The organism is Vulcanococcus sp. DEBay_Sum22DG08_74 (genome assembly GCF_017852955.1).
Taxonomy (GTDB): domain Bacteria; phylum Cyanobacteriota; class Cyanobacteriia; order PCC-6307; family Cyanobiaceae; genus Vulcanococcus.
Map to the genome: position 1 here is coordinate 1 of NZ_JAFMKL010000021.1, position 20876 is coordinate 20876.

25 protein-coding genes and 1 tRNA gene are annotated in these 20876 nt (G+C 67.4%); 16 read left to right on the forward strand and 10 right to left on the reverse strand.

What is annotated here, in order from left to right; genetic code table 11:
• The first annotated feature begins 3 nt into the window (after positions 1-3).
• The 3 genes from ispF to larB are packed head-to-tail and all read left to right on the forward strand — an operon-like array spanning position 4 to position 1594.
• Entirely contained in the window at positions 4-489 is a 486-nt protein-coding gene (ispF, locus tag QZ184_RS04290) for a 2-C-methyl-D-erythritol 2,4-cyclodiphosphate synthase (RefSeq protein ID WP_247477259.1), read from the forward strand.
• Entirely contained in the window at positions 486-917 is a 432-nt protein-coding gene (locus QZ184_RS04295) for a TIGR03792 family protein (protein ID WP_296418325.1), read from the forward strand. The genes ispF and QZ184_RS04295 overlap by 4 nt, the downstream gene beginning before the upstream one ends.
• Positions 914-1594, forward strand: a complete 681-nt coding sequence (larB, locus tag QZ184_RS04300; RefSeq protein ID WP_296418326.1) for a nickel pincer cofactor biosynthesis protein LarB — start codon at positions 914-916, stop codon at positions 1592-1594. Before QZ184_RS04295 ends, larB begins: the two co-directional genes overlap by 4 nt.
• Here larB and QZ184_RS04305 read toward each other — a convergent pair.
• From QZ184_RS04305 to QZ184_RS04330, 6 genes are all read right to left on the reverse strand, one after another.
• Positions 1566-1724: a hypothetical protein gene (locus tag QZ184_RS04305; protein ID WP_198001908.1), complete on the reverse strand. Its 159-nt coding sequence runs from the start codon at positions 1722-1724 to the stop codon at positions 1566-1568. The genes larB and QZ184_RS04305 overlap by 29 nt on opposite strands.
• A gap of 115 nt (positions 1725-1839) precedes the next feature.
• Entirely contained in the window at positions 1840-2004 is a 165-nt protein-coding gene (locus QZ184_RS04310) for a hypothetical protein (protein ID WP_010315575.1), read from the reverse strand.
• 123 nt (positions 2005-2127) lie between these two features.
• Complete coding sequence (locus QZ184_RS04315) at positions 2128-3027, reverse strand: DUF1517 domain-containing protein (protein ID WP_296416637.1); 900 nt, start codon at positions 3025-3027, stop codon at positions 2128-2130.
• Between the two features lie 75 nt (positions 3028-3102).
• On the reverse strand, positions 3103-3309 hold the full coding sequence (gene thiS / locus QZ184_RS04320) for a sulfur carrier protein ThiS (RefSeq protein ID WP_247477254.1): 207 nt from the start codon (positions 3307-3309) through the stop codon (positions 3103-3105).
• Complete coding sequence (locus tag QZ184_RS04325) at positions 3306-4373, reverse strand: thiamine phosphate synthase (protein WP_296416630.1); 1068 nt, start codon at positions 4371-4373, stop codon at positions 3306-3308. The genes thiS and QZ184_RS04325 overlap by 4 nt, the downstream gene beginning before the upstream one ends.
• Positions 4374-4523: 150 nt before the next feature.
• Positions 4524-5495 carry a bifunctional riboflavin kinase/FAD synthetase gene (locus QZ184_RS04330; RefSeq protein ID WP_296418327.1) on the reverse strand — a complete coding sequence of 324 codons (972 nt, stop codon included), beginning with the start codon at positions 5493-5495 and terminating at the stop codon, positions 4524-4526.
• 36 nt (positions 5496-5531) lie between these two features.
• Here QZ184_RS04330 and QZ184_RS04335 point away from each other — a divergent pair, with 36 nt between their 5' ends.
• Positions 5532-6107: a DUF3611 family protein gene (locus QZ184_RS04335; protein ID WP_247477249.1), complete on the forward strand. Its 576-nt coding sequence runs from the start codon at positions 5532-5534 to the stop codon at positions 6105-6107.
• On the opposite strand, the gene surE is transcribed toward QZ184_RS04335, so the two are convergent.
• Positions 6092-6880 carry a 5'/3'-nucleotidase SurE gene (gene surE, locus QZ184_RS04340; RefSeq protein ID WP_247477247.1) on the reverse strand — a complete coding sequence of 263 codons (789 nt, stop codon included), beginning with the start codon at positions 6878-6880 and terminating at the stop codon, positions 6092-6094. The genes QZ184_RS04335 and surE overlap by 16 nt on opposite strands.
• 79 nt (positions 6881-6959) lie before the next feature.
• Between surE and pheS the strand changes: the two genes are divergently transcribed.
• The 4 genes from pheS to QZ184_RS04360 are packed head-to-tail and all read left to right on the forward strand — an operon-like array spanning position 6960 to position 10019.
• Positions 6960-7967, forward strand: coding sequence for a phenylalanine--tRNA ligase subunit alpha (gene pheS, locus QZ184_RS04345; protein WP_247477244.1), 1008 nt, complete (start codon positions 6960-6962; stop codon positions 7965-7967).
• 36 nt (positions 7968-8003) lie between these two features.
• Entirely contained in the window at positions 8004-8909 is a 906-nt protein-coding gene (locus QZ184_RS04350) for an NAD(+) kinase (protein ID WP_010315538.1), read from the forward strand.
• A complete protein-coding gene (locus tag QZ184_RS04355; protein ID WP_296418330.1) occupies positions 8909-9577 on the forward strand; it encodes a response regulator transcription factor in 669 nt (222 codons plus the stop codon). Before QZ184_RS04350 ends, QZ184_RS04355 begins: the two co-directional genes overlap by 1 nt.
• Before the next feature lie 4 nt (positions 9578-9581).
• On the forward strand, positions 9582-10019 hold the full coding sequence (locus tag QZ184_RS04360; RefSeq protein WP_296416634.1) for a DUF192 domain-containing protein: 438 nt from the start codon (positions 9582-9584) through the stop codon (positions 10017-10019).
• Here the strand turns inward: QZ184_RS04360 and cbiE are convergent.
• A complete protein-coding gene (gene cbiE / locus QZ184_RS04365) occupies positions 9976-11214 on the reverse strand; it encodes a precorrin-6y C5,15-methyltransferase (decarboxylating) subunit CbiE (protein ID WP_296418332.1) in 1239 nt (412 codons plus the stop codon). The two genes, QZ184_RS04360 and cbiE, sit on opposite strands and share 44 nt — an antisense overlap.
• Before the next feature lie 22 nt (positions 11215-11236).
• On the opposite strand from cbiE, the gene QZ184_RS04370 reads away from it, so the two are divergent.
• The 4 genes from QZ184_RS04370 to ribD are packed head-to-tail and all read left to right on the forward strand — an operon-like array spanning position 11237 to position 15654.
• Complete coding sequence (locus QZ184_RS04370) at positions 11237-11488, forward strand: hypothetical protein (protein WP_247477238.1); 252 nt, start codon at positions 11237-11239, stop codon at positions 11486-11488.
• A gap of 27 nt (positions 11489-11515) precedes the next feature.
• Positions 11516-14029 (forward strand): GH116 family glycosyl hydrolase, encoded by a 2514-nt coding sequence (locus QZ184_RS04375; RefSeq protein ID WP_296418334.1) that lies wholly within the window; start codon positions 11516-11518, stop codon positions 14027-14029.
• Between the two features lie 48 nt (positions 14030-14077).
• The gene (locus QZ184_RS04380; RefSeq protein ID WP_010315525.1) at positions 14078-14575 is read left to right on the forward strand and encodes a DUF3122 domain-containing protein; all 498 of its coding nucleotides are present in this window, start codon (positions 14078-14080) and stop codon (positions 14573-14575) included.
• Positions 14572-15654, forward strand: coding sequence for a bifunctional diaminohydroxyphosphoribosylaminopyrimidine deaminase/5-amino-6-(5-phosphoribosylamino)uracil reductase RibD (gene ribD, locus QZ184_RS04385; RefSeq protein WP_296415784.1), 1083 nt, complete (start codon positions 14572-14574; stop codon positions 15652-15654). Before QZ184_RS04380 ends, ribD begins: the two co-directional genes overlap by 4 nt.
• Here ribD and QZ184_RS04390 read toward each other — a convergent pair.
• Together QZ184_RS04390 and QZ184_RS04395 are read right to left on the reverse strand one after the other, a co-directional pair.
• On the reverse strand, positions 15651-16397 hold the full coding sequence (locus tag QZ184_RS04390) for a potassium channel family protein (RefSeq protein WP_296415783.1): 747 nt from the start codon (positions 16395-16397) through the stop codon (positions 15651-15653). The genes ribD and QZ184_RS04390 overlap by 4 nt on opposite strands.
• 15 nt (positions 16398-16412) lie before the next feature.
• Positions 16413-17060 carry an SOS response-associated peptidase gene (locus tag QZ184_RS04395; protein ID WP_296415781.1) on the reverse strand — a complete coding sequence of 216 codons (648 nt, stop codon included), beginning with the start codon at positions 17058-17060 and terminating at the stop codon, positions 16413-16415.
• Between the two features lie 83 nt (positions 17061-17143).
• Here QZ184_RS04395 and ftsH point away from each other — a divergent pair, with 83 nt between their 5' ends.
• The 4 genes from ftsH to QZ184_RS04415 all read left to right on the forward strand — a co-directional run bounded on the left by ftsH (position 17144) and on the right by QZ184_RS04415 (position 20876).
• Positions 17144-19024, forward strand: a complete 1881-nt coding sequence (ftsH, locus tag QZ184_RS04400; protein ID WP_029626161.1) for an ATP-dependent zinc metalloprotease FtsH — start codon at positions 17144-17146, stop codon at positions 19022-19024.
• A gap of 61 nt (positions 19025-19085) precedes the next feature.
• A complete protein-coding gene (gene argF / locus QZ184_RS04405; protein WP_296415778.1) occupies positions 19086-20030 on the forward strand; it encodes an ornithine carbamoyltransferase in 945 nt (314 codons plus the stop codon).
• A gap of 56 nt (positions 20031-20086) precedes the next feature.
• Positions 20087-20713, forward strand: coding sequence for a transcriptional repressor LexA (lexA, locus tag QZ184_RS04410; RefSeq protein WP_010315515.1), 627 nt, complete (start codon positions 20087-20089; stop codon positions 20711-20713).
• Between the two features lie 90 nt (positions 20714-20803).
• A tRNA-Ala gene (locus tag QZ184_RS04415) sits at positions 20804-20876 on the forward strand.

Genomic DNA, 20876 nt, shown 5'->3' on the forward strand with positions numbered 1-20876 from the left:
CCCATGCAGCTGCGGATCGGCAACGGCTACGACATCCACCGCCTGGTGCCCGGTCGGCCGCTGATCCTGGGCGGGCAGCAGCTGGAGCATCCAGACGGATTGGGGCTCGACGGCCACAGCGACGCCGACGTGCTGGTGCACGCGATCATGGATGCCCTACTCGGGGCCCTCTCCCTGGGGGACATCGGCAAGTACTTTCCCCCCGACGATCCCAAGTGGAAAGGAGCCGACAGCCTGGTGCTGCTGGAGCAGGTCGTGGCCCTGGTGACCGAGCGGGGTTGGCGCGTGGTCAACGTGGATTCGGTCGTGATCGCCGAGCGCCCCAAGCTCAAGCCCCACATCGACGCCATGCGCAGCGCCATCGCGGCGCGCATGGGACTGGAGCCGGATCAGGTGGGCGTCAAAGCCACCACCAATGAAAAGCTCGGTGCCGAGGGCCGCGAGGAGGGGATCTCCTGCCAGGCCGTGGCGCTGCTGCAACAGCCATGAGGCTGCTCGCTAGGGTCGCGGCACTTGTGCTCTGCCTGGCGATGCTGCTGGCCGGCCATCCCGACGTGGCGATCGCCACCAACGCGAAGCCGGGCGGTCAGCTGGAGGTCGTCGTCGTGGAGCACCTGCGCATCAAGGTGCCGGCCGACGGCCGCGCCGCCTGGCTGCAGGCCGAGCAGGGCAGCTGGGAGCCCTGGCTCGAGAAGCAGGACGGGTACCTCGGCCGTGACCTGCTCTGGGACAGCGAGCGGGAAGAGGGCACCCTGCTGATCCGTTGGGCCAGCCGGGAGCAGTGGAAGGCCATCCCCGAGACGGAGGTGGAGGCGGTGCAGGAGCGCTTTGAGCAACTCGCTCGCGAAGCCACGGGCCAAGGCCAGGGCAATCCCTTTCCCTTGGTCTTTGAAGGGGAACTGATCCCCGCGGCATGAGCGAGCAGGCCCGCCTGGATCTGCAACGCCGCCAACGCCTGGGCATGGCCGAGGCGATCTGGGGAGAGCACAAAACAGCCGAACAGATTGCCGCGATCCTGCAGCGGCAACAGGACAGCGGCGAGCTGGCCCTGGCCACCCGGGTCGATCCCGCCAAAGCCCAGGACGTGGCCGCGCTGCTCGCCCATGACCCGCAGCTGCAGTTCCACAGCGATGCCCGCTGCCTCAGCCTTGGCGCTGCGGCGGCGGCCCGGCCGGCGCTCGGCGAGGTCCTGATCCTCAGCGGCGGCACCAGCGATCTCCCCGTCGCCGCCGAGGCGCAGCTCGCCCTGCAATGGCATGGCATCAGCTGCGCACTGGTGCTGGATGTGGGCGTGGCGGGCCTGCACCGGCTGCTGGATCAACTCGAGCGGCTGCGCCAGGCCCGGGTGTTGATCGCCTGCGCCGGCATGGAAGGCGCCCTACCCACAGTCTTGGCGGGCCTACTGCCCCAACCGGTGATCGGAGTGCCGGTCAGCGTTGGCTACGGCGTCAGTGCCGGCGGCCAGGCGGCCCTGCACGGAATGCTGGCCAGCTGCGCTCCGGGCCTGAGCGTGGTGAACATCGACAACGGCTATGGCGCGGCCATGGCCGCCCTGCGCATCCTGCTCAGCAGTGGGGCCGCAGCGGAGCACTGAGCGGGCGCTCGATCTCCAGCACCGCCTCCACCCAGAGACGCATCGAGCGGGGCAGTCGCCCCTGTTCGTAGCGATCCAAGGCCTCCATCAACACGGGGGTGTTCACCCACTGCATCGATCGCCGAGCCATTCACGCAACGCCGGTGCACCGCAGTGTGCTGAGCACCCCCAGGGGGTGCAACTAGCCCAGGCCGAATCTGCGGCTGGCCTTCAGGATTGGCCCCGGCGCAACGCCGCGCTAACCCTCAGACCGCCTCGTGGCGGCTCAGCCACTCCAGCTCGCGGGCCCGCTCTTCGCTCTCCACCTTGTTCAGGCGGCTGAGCAGAGCCTGCAGATCCACGCCGGCCAATTCACCGTTGGCCTGCCACTTCATGGCGGAGGTCTCGGCGGTGTGGCGCGGGGTGGACACGGTCTGAAATTGAAGTCTTCAGACCCTACAAATTGAACCCATTGCTTAACAACGGGTTTTGGCGATCAAGAGCCGAAGAGATTCTTTAGTTCCTCAATTCTTGAGGAAATCCGAAGAGCCCAATCAGAGGTGCTTCAGCTGCGGATAAGCCGTAATCAGCTCATCAGCACTCAGCACATCACCCGCCCCTTCCGGCTGCCAAATCACTTCCAAAGCCAGCAGTTGACTGGACGGAACCGAACCCAGGATGCGCAGGGTCTCGCGCAAGTCCTCGGAGCCATTCACCGGCTTGAGGGTCAGGCGGCTGCGGCTGGCCACCAGCAGGGTGACGGCGATGTAGTCGCTGACGGCATCGGCATCACCGGCCGGTCCACCGCTATTGGCGCTAACCGTTCCCGAGACGTTGCTGGTGACCTCGCTGCGCAGCTTGCTGCGCTCGGTCATCGAGAGGCGATTGAAGGTGGATTCCGCAGCCTGGAAGGGAACCTGCCCCACCTCAGCGTTGGCATAGACCCAGAGATCCGGCTGGCGCAGCAAGGCCAAGGTGCTGTCCTGCAGGACCCGCTGCAGGCCGCTGCTGGTGCTGGTGTCGGCACTGCCGGCGAGCTGTCTCAGGTCCTGCTGCAGCTCCCGCGCCGAAGCCAACAGACCCACCTGCAGTTGGGCGATCGAAACAGGGCCATCGCTTGGCGCGCGATCGATGGCACCGCCCTGCATGCCCGCCGGCAGGGAGCCGCCGCCACCGCCACCGCGCACCGCGTTCACCAGCAGACCGACCACGGCCATCAGGATCAGGAAGCCAAACAGGCCGCCGCCACCAAAGAAGAAGGGCACTACGAAGGGGAAGCCGAAGCCGCCGCCATAGCCGCGCTGGTAGCCGCCACCGCGATAACCGCCGCCCCCGCCATAACTCCGTGGCATGGGAGCGGAGCGGAAGCTGCCGCCGCCGATGCGACCGCCACTGGCTGCCTGGCTGGCCTGAGGCATCGCCAGCAGGAGTGTGAGCACCAGGGCTGGAACCATCAAGCCGCTGAGCAGCCGTCTCACGAGCGAGGAGGGACGTGAAGCGGCCACGGCAGAGCTCTAGCTCGATGGAATCTAAGAACCCCCGCCGACGATGGTGACCACCTCCAGACCATCGGCTTCCCGAACCGGCTGCTCAGCCCAGCGGGCGCGAGGCAGGATCTCGCCGTTGAACTCCACCACCACCAGTTGGGGGCGATAGCCCAGGTGCTCCAGCATCTGCACCAGGTTCAAGCCCTCCGGGCAGCTGGTGGTTTCGCCGTTGACCCGAATCTCAATCATTCCCCCAGGACCTCCAACAGCTCGCGGGCGGCCTGGGCGGGATCGGCCGCCTCGGTGATCGCCCGCACGACGGCCACCTGGGTGGCACCGGTGGCCAGCACCGAGGGAAGGTTGTCCTTCTCAATGCCGCCGATCGCAAAGAAGGGAATGGCGCTCTCCGCAGCGGCCTGGCGGACGTAATCCAATCCCACCGGCTGACGGCCGGGCTTGGTCGGCGTGGCGTTCACTGGTCCAACGCCGACGTAATCACAGCCATCGCGCATGGCCTGCTGCAGCTGCGCCAGGGCATGGGTGCTGCGGCCAATCAACTTCTCCGGCCCCAGCAGCTGCCGCGCCAGGGCCGGCGGCAGATCCCCCTGGCCCAGATGCACGCCATCGGCATCCACCGCCAGGGCGATGTCGATGCGGTCGTTCACCAGGAACAGGGCCCCGTGGCGACTGCAGAGCTGCCGCAGCGCCTGGGCCTGCTGCAGGCGCACGGCATCGGTGATCGGCTGGCCATCGGGACCCAGGCTTCCGTCCTTGGCGCGGTACTGGACCAGGCGAACGCCGCCCTCCAGGGCCGCCTCCACCACGGCCTCCAGCCGAGGCGAGGGACTGGTCACCAGGTAGAGCCGCGCCGCCCGCAGCCGCTCCCGCCGCTCCTGCCCGCCGGCACTGGCTCGCATCACATCCACCTCCAGGTCATAGAGGGCATAGCGAACCGCCGCGGCCTCCTCAGCCAGGCGATCATCCACGCCACGGCCGAATTCCTCCAGGACCCGCAGGGCTTCCTGCACCCGGCCGCAGTTCGCCGCGACCACTGCCTGGGGTTGCTCCCGCTCCCGCTGGGCGGGATGCGCCATGCCCGTCGCCACATCACCCGCCGCGTCGCGGGCCCGCTTGTAGCGCTCGTCATGCAAGCGGCCCAGGCGTTGGCGCATGTCCTTGCTGCGGGCCACCAGATCCGCCCGATCCAGGCCAAAGCGACACCAGTCCTCGATCACCCGCAGCCCTTCACGGGCGCGGTCCAGGTTGGCGTCCAGCAACCGCAACACCGCAGCCGGCTGTTCAGGTGTGGTCATGGCGTCTGCACGGGCAGGACTCTCTGCTTAGGTTTGTGGCGCAAACCAATAGGAATGGCGATGGCCCAGGGCGAATCCGACAGCCCAATGGTGGTGCTGATCTCAGGGATTCTGCTGCTGGGGGCGATCGCCGCCTTCATCGGCTGGGGCCTAACCAACGCCTACCCCGGCAGCTGACTCCAACAGCGCCGTGGCACTCTCGGCATCGCGCTGGATCTGCTGCACCAGGGCCTCGAGGTTCTCGAAGCGCTGCTGGCTGCGCAGCAGCTGCACCGGCTCCACCAACAGCTCCCTGCCGTTGAGATCGAGCGTTCGGCCGAGCAGATGAACCTCAACGGCCGAAGGGGCCGTGGGATCCACCGTGGGCTGCGGGCCCAGGTTCATCACCGCCGCCAGCCGTTCCTCACCGAGCCAGGCCCAAGCGGCATAGACCCCCTCGAGGGGCAAAAACTTGCGGCCATCCACCTGCAGGTTGGCCGTGGGCCAACCCAGCTGACGTCCTAGGCCGCGGCCGCTGACCACGGTTCCGCCAAAGCGATAGGGACGGCCCAGCAGCCGGGTGGCCTCCAGCAGATCTCCTGCCGCCAGGGCACGTCGGATGCGACTGCTGCTGAATTGCTCCTCCCCCTCGGCCAGCAGGGGTTGGATCTGAACCTCGATGCCCCGTTCAGCGCCGAGCTGCTGAAGGGTTGTGGTAGTGCCGCTGCGGCCTGCGCCAAAGCGGAAGTTGGCGCCCACCACCACCAGGCCGGCCTGGAGCTGCTCGTGCAGCACCTGCTGCACGAAAGCCTCGGGGGAGAGAGCCGCCAGCTCGCGGGTGAAGGGCACGAGCACCAACTGCTCGATCCCCAGGGGCTCCAGCAGGGCCAATTTCTCGCTGGGCAAATCCAGCCGCAGCCGCGCCTCGGCGAAGAGCACCTCCCGGGGGTGCGGCCAGAAGCTCACCACCGTCGGCACCAGATGCCGTTGGGCGGCGCGTTCGGTGACGGCCGCGATCACGCTGCGATGCCCCGGGTGCAGACCGTCAAAGCTGCCGAGGGCCACCGCCGTCGGCCCCTTCGCCTGCCCTGGCTCGAGCGCTGCAATCACAACCAAAAGCGCTCGAGGCCTCGCCAGAGGCATTCTCCCATGGCAGGTTTGGGCATCCCCCCACGTCCCATGGCCGATCGCCTCGACTTTCAGCTGCTCTCCCTAGGGCTGAGGCGGATGGCCTGGATCCGCTTCTGGACGCAAACCGCCCTGGGGATCGTGGTCGTGGGGGTGCTGCTCTTCAACAACATCGGCGGCAGCCTGGCCCGCAATTCCGAGCGGGCCCTGGGTCTAGGACCGGGCCTCTCCCTGACGACCCTGTCCTTCTTTGTGTTGCTCTACAGCCTCTGGCAGGGCTGGTTGATCGTGCGGCTCGGGCGGGCCTTAGGCAGCGGCGCGAAGCCCAGCCGCAGCGAAGCCGGAAAGCTGATCAAACGCGGCCTGCTGGCGGATGTGCTGGGGCTGGTCTTTGCCTCCGTGGGCTATCAGTCCCTGGCCGGCAGCCTGTTTGTCCAGGCCTCGCTGCAGGCCCCCGGCTTTTTTGGCTCTCCGGTGGGGGGCACCAGCGCCCGCAGCCTGGTGGGCTATCCGATCACCTCCATTGAGATGCTCTCGGTGCTGAGCAACACCCAGGTGCTCTTCGCTCACACCATCGGTCTGATCTTCTCGCTCTGGTTCCTGCAGCGGATCTACCGCTCGAAGTGAGGCGGCTTAAGGGCTGAGAGGTCTCCGCGCCAGAACAACTCCGGCTGCAGTGGGGTCAGCGAGACACCGCCTGCGGCCACATGGGCCACATCGATGGGCCACTCCTTGGGACCGGCGACTTCGGCCTCGAGGTCATTGGCGACCTCACCGGCCAACCAGAAGTAGGTGCGGCCGCGGGGGTCAGCGCGCTTGACGAATTGGTCGGTGTAGCGGCGAACGGCCTTTCTGCACCAGCGCAGTTGCCCGATGGACTCCAGCGGCAGGGCCGGGACATTCAGGTTGAGGAGCATGCCCTTGTCCCAGTCCTCGCGGCGGCTCTGCTCGGCCACATCCAGGGCAATGCGCGCTGAGGCCTCAAAGTCGCGCCACTTGTAATCGGCGCAGCTCACCGCCAGGGCGGGCAGGCCTTCGATGGTTCCCTCCATCGCCGCACTGACCGTGCCGGAATACAGGGTGTCGGTGCCCAGGTTGGGGCCGTGGTTGATGCCCGAGAGGACCATGTCAGGCCACTCCTCAAGCAGGGCAAAGAGGCCCAACTTGACGCAATCGCTGGGGGTGCCGCTGCAGGCCCAGGCGGTGACACCCTCCGCAAAGAGCTCGTCGGCACGCTCGGCCCGCAGGGGGGTTTGCAGGGTCAGGCCATGGCCCGTGGCGGAGCGCTCCTGATCGGGGCAGACCACCGTGACCTGATGACCGCGCCGCAGGGCCTCAGCCGCCAGGGCACGGATGCCATCAGCGAAGACGCCATCGTCATTACTGATCAGGATCCGCACAGTGCCCTCACGCCTGGCCTGAGGCTAAGGGGCCTGAAACAGGCGTCTACCTAAAGTCGGCGCTCGTTGAAGTCGATCCTTGAGCGCCACCGTCAGCCTGCAGCAGCTCACCGATCAACTCGATCAGCTGGAGGCCCAGGCTGCCCAAGAGATCGCCGCCGCCGCGGATGCCGCAGCCCTCGAGGAGCTGCGGGTGGGCCTGCTGGGCAAGAAGGGTCGGCTCTCCGGGGTGCTCGGAGCGATGGGCAAGCTGCCCGGCGATGAGCGGCCGGTGGTCGGTCAGCGGGCCAACGTGCTCAAGGAGCAGGTGCAGAGCCTGCTGAGCGATCGCCTGCAGGCGGTGAAGAGCGCCGCGATGGCCGAGCGCATCGCCAGCGAGACCCTGGACGTGACCATGCCGGCCAGCTTCACGCCGGTGGGGCACCGCCACCCCCTGATCAGCACGATCGAAGAAATCGTCGATATCTTCTCGGGCCTCGGCTACCAGGTGGAAGAAGGACCTGAGATCGAGAGCGACTTCTACAACTTCACCGCCCTGAACATCCCCGAGCACCACCCGGCCCGGGACATGCAAGACACCTTTTATCTGGGCGATCACCAGCTGCTGCGCACCCACACCTCTCCGGTGCAGATCCGCCACCTGGAGAACAACGCCCCGCCGATCCGCATCATTGCCCCGGGGCGCGTCTATCGCCGGGATGCCGTAGATGCCACCCACTCGCCGGTCTTCCACCAGGTTGAGGTACTGGCCATCGATGAGGGACTGGACTTCAGCCATCTGCGCGGCACGGTGACGTCCTTCCTGCAGCAGTTCTTCGGCGATCTGCCGGTGCGCTTCCGCGCCAGCTACTTCCCCTTCACCGAACCCTCAGCCGAGGTGGATGTGCAGTGGCGCGGCCGCTGGCTCGAGGTGATGGGCTGCGGCATGGTCGACCCCGCCGTGCTCCAGGGCATGGGCATCGACCCCGAGCGCTACAGCGGCTTCGCCGCCGGCCTGGGGGTGGAGCGCTTCTGCATGGTGCGCCACGGCATTGATGACATCCGCCGCTTGTTTACGAGCGATCTGCGCTTCCTCGAACAGTTCTGATCCCCATAAACTCTGGGGGACCACCTGAGCTGCTCCTTGCCCTGCGTCGGACTGATCATTAACGACGGCAAGGACCTGGCCCTGTCCACCGCCGACACGATTGAGGCCCGCCTGAAGCAGGCGGGCTACGACGTGCTGCGCGCCAGCAGTGCCGCCGGAATGGTGGGTTTCGCCAATCCTGAGCAACACCTGCGCAGCAAGGGCCACGTTGCCTGCGTCCCGCCCCACTTCGAAGCCGGGATGGACATGGCCATGGTGCTGGGGGGCGATGGCACGGTGCTCTCGGCCACCCGAATGACGGCACCGATCGACGTGCCGATCCTGACGATCAACACCGGCCACCTGGGCTTCCTGGCTGAGACCTACCTGCCCAAGCTCGAGGAGGCCCTCGAGCAGGTGATCGCCGGTCAATGGACGGTGGAGGAACGCACCACCTTGGTGGTGACCGTGATGCGCGGGGACCAGCGCCGCTGGGAACTGCTCTGCCTGAACGAGATGGCCCTGCACCGCGAGCCGATCACCTCGATGTGCCATTTCGAGATCGCCGTGGGACGCCATGCCCCGGTGGACATCGCCGCCGATGGCGTGATCCTCTCCACCCCGACGGGCTCCACCGCCTATGCGCTGAGCGCCGGCGGACCGGTGATCAGCCCCGACTGCCCGGTGCTGCAACTCACCCCGATTGCGCCCCACTCCCTGGCGTCACGGGCACTGGTCTTCAGCGATCAGGAGCCGGTGACGGTCTTCCCCGCCACCCCGGAGCGGCTGATGATGGTGGTGGACGGCAGCGCCGGTTGCTACGTCTGGCCGGAGGATCGGGTGCTGATCCGCCGCAGTGAGCACCCAGTCCGCTTTGTGCGCCTGGCGGACCATGAGTTTTTCCAGGTGCTGCGCAACAAGCTCGGCTGGGGCCTGCCGCACGTGGCAAAGCCCGGCGCTTGATGGGCGACATCTGCGTCCTGCTGCTGGGGGAAACGTCCGAGGCCCTCGCCGAGCGTCTGAGCGCCTCGGGGTACAGCCCACTGATCGGCGAAAGCGGCCTGCAACAAGCCAGCCAGGGCGGGTGTGAGCTGGTGGTGCTCTCGGCCGAGTGGGGAGCGCGGATTCAGGAGTTGCGCGCCCACCTCGGGGCGCTCCCGATGCTGCTGGACATCGTCGAGGACAGTGTTCCCGCCCGCTCCCAGGTGCTGATCGAGGGGGGCGATGACTTCTGGCTGTCCTCCGCGGGCGCCAGTGACCTGCTGACCCGGCTGCGGGTGCATCTGAAATTGCAGGACAAGCAACGGCCGCCGCGGGATCTGCTGCAACTGGGGGACCTCTCGATCGTCCCCAGCCGCCATGAGGTGCGCCGCAATGGCCAAACCATCGCCCTGACCGCGCGGGAGTACGCCCTGCTGGAGTTGCTGATGCGGCATGCCCGCGAGGTGGTCAGCCGCGAGCGGATCCTGGCGACGGTCTGGCGGGATCAGCAGGGCGCCGCCAGCAACGTGATCGAGGTCTACGTGCGCTACCTGCGGCAAAAACTCGAGACCGGCGGCGGCAAGCGCCTGATCCACACCGTGCGCGGCCGGGGCTACTGCCTCAGCGACGGCCCTCCCCAACTGGGCTAGGGCGATGCCAACTCCCGCTCTGCCGCCCCAGCAACTACCGATCGAGGCCCAGTGGTGCCTTGAGGAGAAGCAGCCCTGCATTGCCCTCGAGGTGGCCCGCAGCCAAGAGCAGCAGCGGCGAGGGCTTCAGGGCCGCCCACCCTTGGCTCCGCTGCGGGGCATGTGGTTTCCCTTCCCCAAGCCGCAACCCCTGCGCTTTTGGATGCACAAGACCCCGGCCTCCCTCGACATGGTCTTCCTCAACGGCAACCGGGTGATCGCCATTGAGCCCGAGACGACTCCCTGCCCGCACCTGCCCTGCCGCAGCTATGGCCCCGTGGAGCCAGGGGATGGGGTCGTGGAACTCGGGGCAGGAGAAGCCAAACGCCTGGGTCTTCGGGTGGGGATGCCGGTGGTGATTAGCCCGATCCCTTCTGTCCCCGCAGGATCAACACCGGATTAAGGGGCGCCAGCCGCGTGCCATCGGCCAGGGCCGCACCGCGCCAGGCCTGGTGCTGACTGATGCTCACCGTGAGGCCAGCACCCTCGAGAACAGGACGCAGCTCCGCCAAGGCTTCAACGGTGGCCAGGGGGATCACGACGATGCCAGCGGGCTTCAGCCGATCCAGAACGGCCCGCAGCAGCGCCGACCGATCGCGGCCGCCGCCGCCGATCAAGACGCGGTCGGGGTCCGGTAACTCGGAGAGGGCCTCGGGCGCCCGGCCTTCGATCACACCCGCGGGAACCACCCCCAGTCGCTGGGCATTGGCGCGGATCAACTCCGCCGAACCGCCGCGCTGCTCCAGCGCCCACAGCTGCAGACCCGGCCGCAGCCGCAAGGCCTCCAGACCAATCGAGCCGACTCCAGCGCCGAGATCCCAAAGAACGCCAGCGGCCGGCAGCTCCAACTCGGCCAAGAGCTGAACACGCACCTCCCGCTTGGTCATCAGACCCGGCCGATCGGGGTGCTGCAGGTAGGCGCCATCGGCAATGCCGAGTAGGGGCAGGGATTCCGGCGGCGCAGGGGCCGGCACCTCCGCCAGCAACACCACCAGATGCAGCGGGTCGAGATCAGCCGGCAGCGCAGCCGAGGGGGCCAGCCGCTGGACCCGCTCCCCCGGATGCCCAAGCCGCTCACAGAGCCAGAGGCCATAGGCCTGCTCCAGACCCGAGGCGCGCAGCAGCTCACGCACTTCTGTGACCCCACCGCGGCTGGGGTCGGTCAGCACCGCCAGGGCCTCTGGCCGCTGCTGCAGGCGCGCAGCCAAGGCGCCGGGATCACGGCCGTGCAGGCTGATCCAAGCGGCGTTCTGCCAGGGGCGCGCCAGGCGCGAGAAGGCCAGCTGCAGGGAGCAGGGAGCCGGATGAAACCGCAAGCGCTCGGCGCCAAGGCCCTGAATCAGCAGCCGGCCGATGCCAAACCAGAGGGGGTCTCCACTGGCCAACACCACGGCCTGCCCCTGCCCCTGAAGCTGATCGAGTAGGGCGCTGGGCTGGTCACTGGCAATCAGCCGCGCACCACTCCAGCCGTCCCAGGCCGTCAGGGCGTCATGCAGACGCAGGGGCGCCGCCACCAAGGGGGCCTGGCGCAACAACTGCTGCTTGTCGAGGGGCAGCGATGCCGGAGCTCCCGCGTCGGTGCCAATCACCTCAATCATGGGAGCATTCTGCTGCTGAGCGATGAACCCCTCCGATCGCCGTCAACGCCTGCATGACCTGGTCGTCGCCCTGATCGCGCAACAGGGCGACCTGGACCTGCTGGATGACGACAACAGCGGCAGCCTGGCCGTGGCCCAAGGCAACCCCGCGGGCTGGCTGGAGCGCAACCGCCGGGTGGTGCAGCGCTACCAGGCCTTGGTGCGCTCCGCCGCCACCCTGGATGCCCTGGTGGAACAGGAGGCCAACGAACGGGCCAACCCCTCTCAACTCTGACAAGCTGGCGGCACTATTAGCTGCCCCATGGCGCGCCTCGGCCTCTCCGCCCTGAAGTCCCTGCTGCGCCGCACCGGCCTCAGTCGCGCCTCACGCCCCTCCACCTGGCAGCCCCCGGCCGCAAGCTGGAGCCGAGCCTTCGGTCAGGGCTGGGCGTCGCCCTACACCGTTCGCTACGCCAGCAACCTGGACGACGGCCCGAACCATGGGATGCCCCTCGGCGGCTTTGGCGCCGGCTGCATCGGCCGCGCCCCTGATGGCTCCTTCAACCTCTGGCACCTCGATGGCGGCGAGCACTGGTTCGGCGTGCTGCCCGACTGCCAGTTCTCGCTCTTTGAAAGCAACGGGACAGAGCAACGGGCCCACGCCCTGGCGGTGAAGCCCAACCGAGATGACTCACGCCCCGAAGCCGCAGACCCCCTCTCCAGCTGGAGCTGGTATCCCGCCAGCAGTGAGCAACGCCAAACCGGCACCTACGCCGCGCGCTATCCGCTGAGCTGGAGCCACTACCAAGGGGTCTTCGAGGCCGAGGTCAGCTGCGAGGCCTTCAGCCCGATCCTCCCCGGCAACTATCAGCAGACCAGCTACCCGCTGGCGACGTTCGTCTGGACCCTGCGCAACCCCACGCGCCAGGCCCTGGACCTCTCGCTGATGCTGAGCTGGCGCAACACCTGCGGCTGGTTCACCAACACCGATTCATCGGCAGAGGTGCACTTCCGCGATGACGGCAGCCCCGAGCACAACTACGCCCCGGCCATCGGCAAGAGCGAGGGCCATCGCAACGATTGGATCGACGACGGCTCGCTCAAGGGAGTCGTCCTAGGGGGTGATGTCTCCTCTCCGGTCGCCGAAGGGGAAGGGCAGTGGTGCATCGCGACGCAGGAGCAAGCCGGCGTGAGCATCCAACGCTGCAGCCGCTGGAATCCCCAGGGCGACGGCTCGGATCTCTGGGGCAGCTTCAGCCGCGATGGCTCGATCCCCGAGAGCAACAACAACCGCCGCAGTGGAGCAGCCGAGCCCGTCAGCGCGGCCCTGGCGGTGCGCTGCCGCCTGGAGCCCGGCCAGAGCATCGAGATCCCGGTGGTGATCAGCTGGGACCTGCCGGTCACGGCCTTCGCCACCGGCACCAGTGCCCTGCGGCGCTACACCGACTTCTTCGGCGCCAGCGGCAAGAACGCCGCCGCCATCGCCGCCGAAGGTCTGCGGGACTGGCGCAGCTGGCGCCAACAGATCGAGGCCTGGCAACAACCGGTGCTGGAGCGCAGTGATCTGCCCGAGCCGCTGCGGATGGCGCTCTTCAACGAGCTCTACGACCTCTGCAGCGGCGGCAGCCTCTGGAGTGCCGCCAGCCGCGAAGATCCCGTCGGCCGATTCGGGGTGCTGGAGTGCCTGGACTACGCCTGGTACGAGAGCCTGGACGTGCGGCTCTATGGCTCCCTGGCGCTGCTGCAGCTCTGGCCGGAGCTCGACAAGGCGGTGCTGCGCAGCTTTGCCCGGGCCATCCCCGCGGCCGATGCCACGCCACGGCCGATCGGCTGGTATTTCACCCAGGGCAAGGGGCGCGTGGAAGCCGCCCGCAAGGTCAAAGGCGCCACACCCCATGACCTGGGGGCGCCGAACGAAAAGCCCTGGGATGCCACGAACTACACGGCCTACCAGGACTGCAACCTCTGGAAGGACCTCGCCAGCGACTACGTGCTGCAGGTCTGGCGCACCTTCAAGCTCGCCCCCAACGGCGAGGACCTGCGCTTCCTGGCGGACTGCTGGCCGGCCGCGGTGGAAGCCCTGCGTTATCTCAAGACCTTCGACATCAACAACGACGGCCTACCCGACAACGGCGGCGCGCCGGATCAGACCTTTGATGACTGGCCGCTCAAGGGCGTCAGCGCCTACTGCGGCGCCCTCTGGATTGCGGCGCTCGAGGCCGCCCTGGCCATTGCCCAGCAGCTGCAACTGAGCACCGGCCTAGACACCTCGGCGGAGCAACAGGAATTCAGCGCTTGGCTGGCGCAGGCGCGGGGGAACTTCGACAGGCTCCTCTGGAACGGCGAGTACTACGACATCGATGCCGAGAGCGGCACGCCGGTGGTGATGGCCGATCAGCTCTGCGGCGATTTCTATGCCCGCCTGCTGGGCCTGGAGCCGGTGGTGAGCGAGGCCAACAGCCGCAGCACCCTCAATGCCGTCAAGGACTCCTGCTTCGAGAAGTTCGAGGGCGGCAGCCTGGGCGTTGCCAATGGCCTGCGCCGCGATGGCACCCCCCTGGATCCCAACGGCACCCACCCGCTGGAGGTCTGGACCGGGATCAACTTCGGCATCGCCAGTTACTTCCGGCTGATGGGCGAGACCGAGACCGCCCTGGCGATCACCTCCGCGGTGGTCAACCAGGTGTATTCCGGCGGCCTGCAGTTCCGCACCCCCGAGGCGATCACGGCCGTCAACACCTTCCGCGCCTGCCACTACCTGCGGGCCATGGCCATCTGGGGGGTCTGGGCCACCCACACCGACTGGCAGCGGATCCCGGGGGCGGAGCGGGGCTAAGCGGAACCACAACTCGGTTCCATACGCTGGCCTCAGAGCAATGGTGTTATGGCACTACTTCGTGTTGCCCTCTCCCTGCTGATCGGCGGGGTACTCGCCTTGGGATTGGGCCAACCCGCCAACGCCCAGGTGCACCTGCACCCCGATGAGAACGGCACGGAGATCGTGCGCAGCCTCGAGAGCCTGCGGGATCTGGACTACCAGAGCTGGCAGGCCGTGGCCTACCGCACCGGTCCCCCGGGCGGCCCCGTCACCCTGCGGATCGTCGGCTACCCCGGCCGCGTCCGCCTGGATCACCCCACCTCCTTGATCGTGCACTCCGGCCGGGGCAGTTGGGAGCTCGAGGACATCACCACCGCCAACCCCAAGCTGGCCGCCGATGGCCGGGATGCCGCGGCCGAATTTGACCTCAATCCACTGCTGGCCGAGCTGCACCAGAACCGCCCCCTACGCCTGGAGCTGCCCGGGGTGTTTGTGGAGCTGCCGGTTCCTCCCTTTGTGGTCGGTGAATGGCGCAGCCTGCCGAGCTGGCGCGACGCCGGATGAGCAGCAGCGCCTGGCGGCCCTGGATGCAGCGGGCCCTGCAGCTGGCCGCCCTCGGCGCCGGACGCACCAGCCCCAACCCTCTAGTGGGTTGCGTCGTCCTCGATCGCCAGGGGGCACTGGTGGGTGAGGGCTTCCACCGCCAAGCCGGCACGCCCCACGCCGAAGTCCATGCCCTGCGCCAGGCCGGCGAGCGCGCCCAAGGCGGCACCGCCGTCGTCAGCCTGGAGCCCTGCTGCCACCACGGCCGCACGCCCCCCTGCAGTGAAGCCCTGATCGCCGCTGGGGTCAGCCGGGTCATCGTGGCCATGCGCGATCCTGATCCCCGCGTGGCTGGCGGCGGCATCGCCCAACTGCAGGCCGCCGGCATCGAGGTCATCAGCGGGGTCTGCGAAGCCGAAGCCCAGGCCCTCAACCGCAGCTTCATCCAGCGGGTGCAAACCGGGCGCCCCTGGGGAATCCTCAAGTGGGCCATGAGCCTCGACGGGCGCACCGCCCTGCCCAATGGCGCCAGCCAGTGGATCTCCGGTCCCCCGGCCCGCGCCTGGGTGCATCAGCTACGGGCCCAATGCGACGCGGTTCTCGTCGGGGGCGGCACCGTCCGAGCCGACAACCCCCTGCTGACCAGCCGCGGGCAGCGCAGCCCGGAGCCGCTGCGGGTGGTCCTCAGCCGCAGCCTGGATCTCCCGCAGGACGCCCAGCTCTGGGATCAAAGCCTGGCCCAGACCCTGGTCCTCCACGGCAATGAGGCCCCAGCCGAGCAACAGCAGCAGCTCGATCGACTCGGGGTGGAGCACCTGGCCCTGCCGGAGTGCCAGCCCCGGGCAGCCCTGGAGCTCCTGGCCCAGCGGGGCTGCAATCAGGTCCTCTGGGAATGCGGAGCGGAACTGGCCGCCGCAGCGCTGCGCGAGGGTTGCGTGCAGCAACTGGCAGGCGTGATCGCCCCGAAACTGCTGGGCGGCCTGGCCGCTCGCACCCCCCTTGGCGAGCTGGGGCTGATCGATGTCAACCAGGCGGAGCTATGGCCGCAGCAACGGCTCCGGCGCCTCGGCAACGACTGGCTATTGGAACTGCAGCACTAGTCGTTCCTTTGCTCTTCGGCGATCTCTTCCTCGACGTCCTGAACGGTGAAGCGGCTGATCAGCAGACCCATCACCAGGGCCAAGTAAATCGTCCCGGAGACCGCCACCATCACGCTCAACATCTGGCTTTGGGGCGTCACCGGACTGATGTCGCCGTACCCCGTTGTGGTCAGGGTGATGAAGGCGTAGTAGTTGAGCTCGACAAAATCCAGGGAGAAAATCCGGGCCGCCTGCCCCGCTGAACCATGCAGCAGGGAGACATCCTTGGCCACGGAGTTCAAGAAGCTCCCTGGAGCAAGCGACTCCAGTACGGCAAACAGCAGCCCCGCCGCCAGACCCACCAGCAGGTAGCCCGCCAGGGCCCCCATCAACACATCCCGGCTAATCAGTCGCTCCTGCGCGAGGTTGCGAATCAGGCGCTCACAGCTCCAGGCCACCAGCAGCGTCCAGACAAACAGCAGCGGGAAGCCCGCCTGGTTGGCATTGGCACCGGTGAAGTACCAACCCATCGAGGACGCAAAGGTCAGCAGCGCCAGCAGGCGATAGACCCGGGAGCGTTGCAGCGACCATCGGCCTGACTCCAGGGGTGCCCCCAAGCTGAAGCTCAGCACCCACGGCAAAGACAGATAACCCAAGGCCGACAGCTGCCGCATGCCCAGCGGAAGCATCAAGCAAGCGATCACCGTCAGACAGTTCGCCAGCAGCAGGCGATAGCCGAGGTGGCGTTGGTTCTTGCGGGCCATGGCCCAGTCTGGCGATCAACCAAACAGGGGCAACTGGTCCGAGCTGGCTTTGGCTTTGGGTTTGACCGGCCCCTCAGCCGCCCAACCCTCCGGCGACCAGCCCTGCATCAAGGGCTCCAGGGCCCGCAGGCCCGGCCCATCCAGGGGCTCCATCCAGGCCTCCTCCAACCCCTCAGGAACGATCACCGGCATCCGGTCATGCAGCGGAGCCACCAAGGCATTGGGCGTGGTGGTCAGCACGCAGCAGGTCTCCACCTCACTGCCATCCGGTCCGATCCAGCGATCCCAGAGACCCGCCAACCAAAAGATCCCGCCATCACTTGGGGCCAGCCGATGCCCCTTCTCGTAAAACCCATCGGCCGGCAGCAGGCAGCGCCGATGGCGCCAGGCGCCGCGAAAGCTGGCCTTCTCCGCCACGGTCTCCGATCGAGCATTGAAGGGCCGGGGCCCGTTCAAGGGGTCCTTGCTCCACTCCGGCAGCAGCCCCCAGAGCATTAAGGCCGGACTGATCTGACCGTGCTCCTGGCGTAGGGCCAACACCGGCTCCCCCGGGCGAATCAAGGGCCGCGGCGCGTAGTGCGCCAGCAAACCGTCCGGCAAGCCCCCTCCCAGCCTGGGCAGCAGCTGGTCCAGACGGGAGGTCAGGGAGTAACGACCGCACATGGTCTGACCGGCCCCCGTTCGGTTCTCACCCCCCACTGGGGCCTTGCAGCAACCCTAGTTTGGGGCAAACGCGCACCCGTCGCATGCCTATCCGCAAGGACGACACGCCCCCGAACCGGCGCTTCGGCATCGTCAATCTGCTGCTGATTGGCTTTGGCGTGCTGCTGCTGGTGAGCAGCTTCCTGCCCAACCAGGGCATGCAGCAGGTGCCTCGGGTTCCCTACTCCCTCTTCGTCAGTCAGGTGGACGACGGCAACGTCCGCCGCGCCTACATCACCCAAGAACAGATCCGCTACGAGCTCAAGGCCCCTCCGGAGGAGGACGCCCCCTCGGTGCTCGCCACCACGCCGATCTTCGACATGGATCTGCCGAAGCGGCTGGAGGAGCACGGTGTTGAGTTCGCCGCCGCTCCGCCCCAGAAGCCCAGCTTCATCACCACGGCCCTGAGCTGGATCGTGCCGCCCCTGATCTTCATCTTGGTGCTGCAGTTCTTCGCCCGCCGCTCCATGGGCGGCGCCCAGGGTGCCCTGAGCTTCACCAAGAGCAAAGCCAAGGTCTACGTCCCGGATGAAGAATCCAGAGTCACCTTTGCCGATGTGGCGGGTGTCGATGAGGCCAAGCAAGAGCTGACCGAGATCGTCGACTTCCTGAAGTCGTCGGAGCGCTACACGGCGATCGGCGCACGCATTCCCAAGGGCGTCCTGCTGGTGGGCCCCCCGGGAACCGGTAAGACCCTGCTGTCCAAGGCCGTCGCCGGTGAAGCGGGCGTTCCCTTCTTCATCATCAGCGGCTCGGAGTTCGTCGAACTCTTCGTTGGTGCCGGCGCCGCCCGCGTGCGGGACCTCTTTGAAGAGGCGAAGAAAAAAGCGCCCTGCATCATCTTTATCGACGAACTCGACGCCATCGGCAAGAGCCGCGCAGGCTCGATGGGCGTCGTCGGAGGCAACGACGAGCGCGAGCAGACCCTCAACCAGCTGCTCACCGAGATGGATGGCTTCGCCGCCAAGGACAAGCCCGTCATCGTCCTGGCCGCCACCAACCAACCCGAAACCCTGGACGCCGCCCTGCTGCGCCCCGGCCGCTTCGACCGGCAGGTGCTGGTGGATCGCCCGGACCTCTCGGGCCGCAAGACCATCCTCGACATCTATGCCCGCAAGGTGAAGCTCGCCCCAGGGGTTGATCTCGACAAGATCGCCCAGGCCACCAGCGGCTTTGCCGGAGCGGACCTGGCCAACCTGGTGAATGAAGGCGCCCTGCTGGCCGCCCGCGCCATGCGGACCTCCGTTGAACAAGGTGACCTCAACGAGGCGATCGAGCGCGTGGTCGCTGGCCTTGAGAAGAAGAGCCGCGTCCTCCAGCCCGACGAGAAAAAGGTCGTGGCGTATCACGAGGTCGGCCACGCCATCGTCGGCCACCTGATGCCCGGCGGCAGCAAGGTCGCCAAGATCTCGATCGTTCCCCGCGGCATGGCGGCCCTGGGCTACACCCTGCAGCTGCCCACCGAAGAGCGCTTCCTGAACTCCAAGGAAGACCTCGAGGGTCAGATCGCCACCCTCCTCGGCGGCCGCAGCGCCGAAGAGATCGTCTTTGGTGAGGTCACGACCGGTGCGGCCAACGACCTGCAGCGGGCCACCGACATCGCAGAGCAGATGGTCGGCACCTATGGGATGAGCGACATCCTTGGCCCCCTGGCCTACGACAAGCAGGGCGGCAGCCGCTTCCTCGGCGGCGCCAACAACCCTCGCCGGGTCGTCAGTGACGCCACGGCCCAGGCGATCGACAAGGAGGTGCGCACCCTGGTGGACCGCGCCCATGACCGGGCGCTCTCGATCCTTCGCCACAACCGTGAGCTGATGGAGAGCATCTCCCAGCAGATCCTCGAAAAAGAGGTGATCGAAGGCGATGACCTCAAGGATCTGCTCGCCAGCAGCGTCATGCCCGAGGACGCTCAAGCCATCGCTTGAGCTCCAAGGGGTTGACGCGGGGGCCCGTCATCTCGGATAAGGGTTCTTTGAAGACGGGCCCATGGCTGCACTGAGCGGCTATTCCTCCCTCTCCGAACTCAGCGGACGCGACTTCCTCTCGTCAGCTGACATCAGCGCGGAACAAACCAGAGCCCTGCTTGACCTGGCCGCGGACCTCAAGGCCGGCCGCACCCGCGTCGATCTGGGCGGGAAGGTGCTGGGACTGATCTTCAGCAAGGCCTCCACCCGCACCCGGGTGAGCTTCACGGTGGCCATGGCCCGCCTGGGCGGCCAGACCATCGACCTCAACCCCCAGGTCTCCCAGGTGGGACGGGGTGAACCCGTGGCCGACACCGCCCGGGTGCTGAGTCGCTACGTCGACGCCCTCTCGATCCGCACTTTTGCCCAGGAGGAGCTGGCGGAGTATGCGCACTGGGCCTCGGTTCCGGTGATCAATGCCCTGACCGACCTGGAGCACCCCTGCCAGGCCCTGGCCGATTTCCTGACCCTGCAGGAGGCCTTCGGTTCAATCGAGGGGCTGACCCTCTCCTACGTGGGGGACGGCAACAACGTCGCCCACTCCCTGATGCTCTGTGGCGCCCTGCTGGGGGTGAACATCCGCGTGGGCTGCCCCAAGGGCTATGAGCCAAGCGCTGCGGTCCTCGAGCAGTCCCGGGCTCTGGCCGGCGGTCGCTGCAGCATCGAGGTCATTCAAGAACCGGTGGCCGCCGTGCGCGGCGCCCATGCCCTCTACACCGACGTCTGGGCCTCCATGGGCCAGGAAGAGGAGAAGGGAGAACGGGAACAGGCCTTTAACGGCTGGTGCCTCAATGAGGAGCTCGTGGCCGAGGCCGACCCCAAGGCCATCGTCCTGCACTGCCTGCCGGCCTACCGGGGCCTGGAGATCAGCGCCGGGGCGATGGAGGGCAGCAGCAGCCGGATCTTCGATCAAGCGGAGAACCGCCTGCACGCGCAGCAGGCCCTGCTGGCAGCCCTGCTCTCGTAACAGCCGGTTGCCAAAGCCAAGCACCAGCGGTACAAATGTATTGACGAACAAATGCATTGCCGGTGCCCGCTGGATCGCCTGAGCCCCTGACCACTGCCCAGCAAGAGCTCTACGACTGGCTCTCCCAGTACATCGGCGAACATCGCCATAGCCCCTCCATCCGCCAGATGATGGAGGCCATGGGGCTGCGCTCACCGGCTCCCATTCAGAGTCGCCTGCGCCACCTGCAACAGAAGGGCTGGATCACCTGGAAAGAGGGCCAGGCCCGAACCCTGCAGCTGCTGGGCGACGCCCTCGGGGGCGGTATTCCAGTGCTCGGGGCTGTGGCCGCCGGCGGCCTGGTGGAAACCTTTGACGACGTCGAGGAACGACTCGAGCTCGAGCCGGTGCTGGCCACCCGCGGGCTCTTCGCCCTGACCGTCAACGGGGACTCGATGGTGGACGCCCACATCGCCGACGGTGACGTCGTCCTGATGGAGCCCGTCAGCGAACCAAGCCGCCTGCGAGAAGGCACGATCGTCAGCGCCCTGGTCCCCGGCAGCGGCACAACCCTGAAGCACTTCCACCGCGATGGACGCCAGGTGCGCCTAGAGGCCGCTAATCCCGCCTACGAACCGATCCTGATCGATGCCGATCAGGTGGCGATCCAAGGGAAGCTCGTCGCTGTCTGGCGCCAGGTTTAGACCCTCTGCGGTGTAAGCTCTTCGCATCGAAAGCACGGCCTCCGGGCCATCCCTGACGACCAGCGTCAGGTGAGCTCATCGGTATCAAAAGGGGCCATAGCTCAGCTGGTAGAGCACCTGCATGGCATGCAGGGGGTCAGGAGTTCGAGTCTCCTTGGCTCCA

Coding starts and splice junctions, on each gene's coding strand:
- QZ184_RS04370 (WP_247477238.1), top strand. CDS start 11,237: ATGAACCCCTCCGATCGCCGTCAACGCCTGCATGACCTGGTCGTCGCC.
- QZ184_RS04330 (WP_296418327.1), bottom strand. CDS start 5,495: ATGCCTCTGGCGAGGCCTCGAGCGCTTTTGGTTGTGATTGCAGCGCTC.
- argF (WP_296415778.1), top strand. CDS start 19,086: ATGGCTGCACTGAGCGGCTATTCCTCCCTCTCCGAACTCAGCGGACGC.
- QZ184_RS04295 (WP_296418325.1), top strand. CDS start 486: ATGAGGCTGCTCGCTAGGGTCGCGGCACTTGTGCTCTGCCTGGCGATG.
- QZ184_RS04335 (WP_247477249.1), top strand. CDS start 5,532: ATGGCCGATCGCCTCGACTTTCAGCTGCTCTCCCTAGGGCTGAGGCGG.
- ribD (WP_296415784.1), top strand. CDS start 14,572: ATGAGCAGCAGCGCCTGGCGGCCCTGGATGCAGCGGGCCCTGCAGCTG.
- QZ184_RS04315 (WP_296416637.1), bottom strand. CDS start 3,027: ATGGTTCCAGCCCTGGTGCTCACACTCCTGCTGGCGATGCCTCAGGCC.
- QZ184_RS04360 (WP_296416634.1), top strand. CDS start 9,582: ATGCCAACTCCCGCTCTGCCGCCCCAGCAACTACCGATCGAGGCCCAG.
- QZ184_RS04390 (WP_296415783.1), bottom strand. CDS start 16,397: ATGGCCCGCAAGAACCAACGCCACCTCGGCTATCGCCTGCTGCTGGCG.
- larB (WP_296418326.1), top strand. CDS start 914: ATGAGCGAGCAGGCCCGCCTGGATCTGCAACGCCGCCAACGCCTGGGC.
- ftsH (WP_029626161.1), top strand. CDS start 17,144: ATGCCTATCCGCAAGGACGACACGCCCCCGAACCGGCGCTTCGGCATC.
- thiS (WP_247477254.1), bottom strand. CDS start 3,309: ATGATTGAGATTCGGGTCAACGGCGAAACCACCAGCTGCCCGGAGGGC.
- QZ184_RS04375 (WP_296418334.1), top strand. CDS start 11,516: ATGGCGCGCCTCGGCCTCTCCGCCCTGAAGTCCCTGCTGCGCCGCACC.
- QZ184_RS04305 (WP_198001908.1), bottom strand. CDS start 1,724: ATGGCTCGGCGATCGATGCAGTGGGTGAACACCCCCGTGTTGATGGAG.
- QZ184_RS04325 (WP_296416630.1), bottom strand. CDS start 4,373: ATGACCACACCTGAACAGCCGGCTGCGGTGTTGCGGTTGCTGGACGCC.
- QZ184_RS04355 (WP_296418330.1), top strand. CDS start 8,909: ATGGGCGACATCTGCGTCCTGCTGCTGGGGGAAACGTCCGAGGCCCTC.
- QZ184_RS04395 (WP_296415781.1), bottom strand. CDS start 17,060: ATGTGCGGTCGTTACTCCCTGACCTCCCGTCTGGACCAGCTGCTGCCC.
- cbiE (WP_296418332.1), bottom strand. CDS start 11,214: ATGATTGAGGTGATTGGCACCGACGCGGGAGCTCCGGCATCGCTGCCC.
- QZ184_RS04380 (WP_010315525.1), top strand. CDS start 14,078: ATGGCACTACTTCGTGTTGCCCTCTCCCTGCTGATCGGCGGGGTACTC.
- ispF (WP_247477259.1), top strand. CDS start 4: ATGCAGCTGCGGATCGGCAACGGCTACGACATCCACCGCCTGGTGCCC.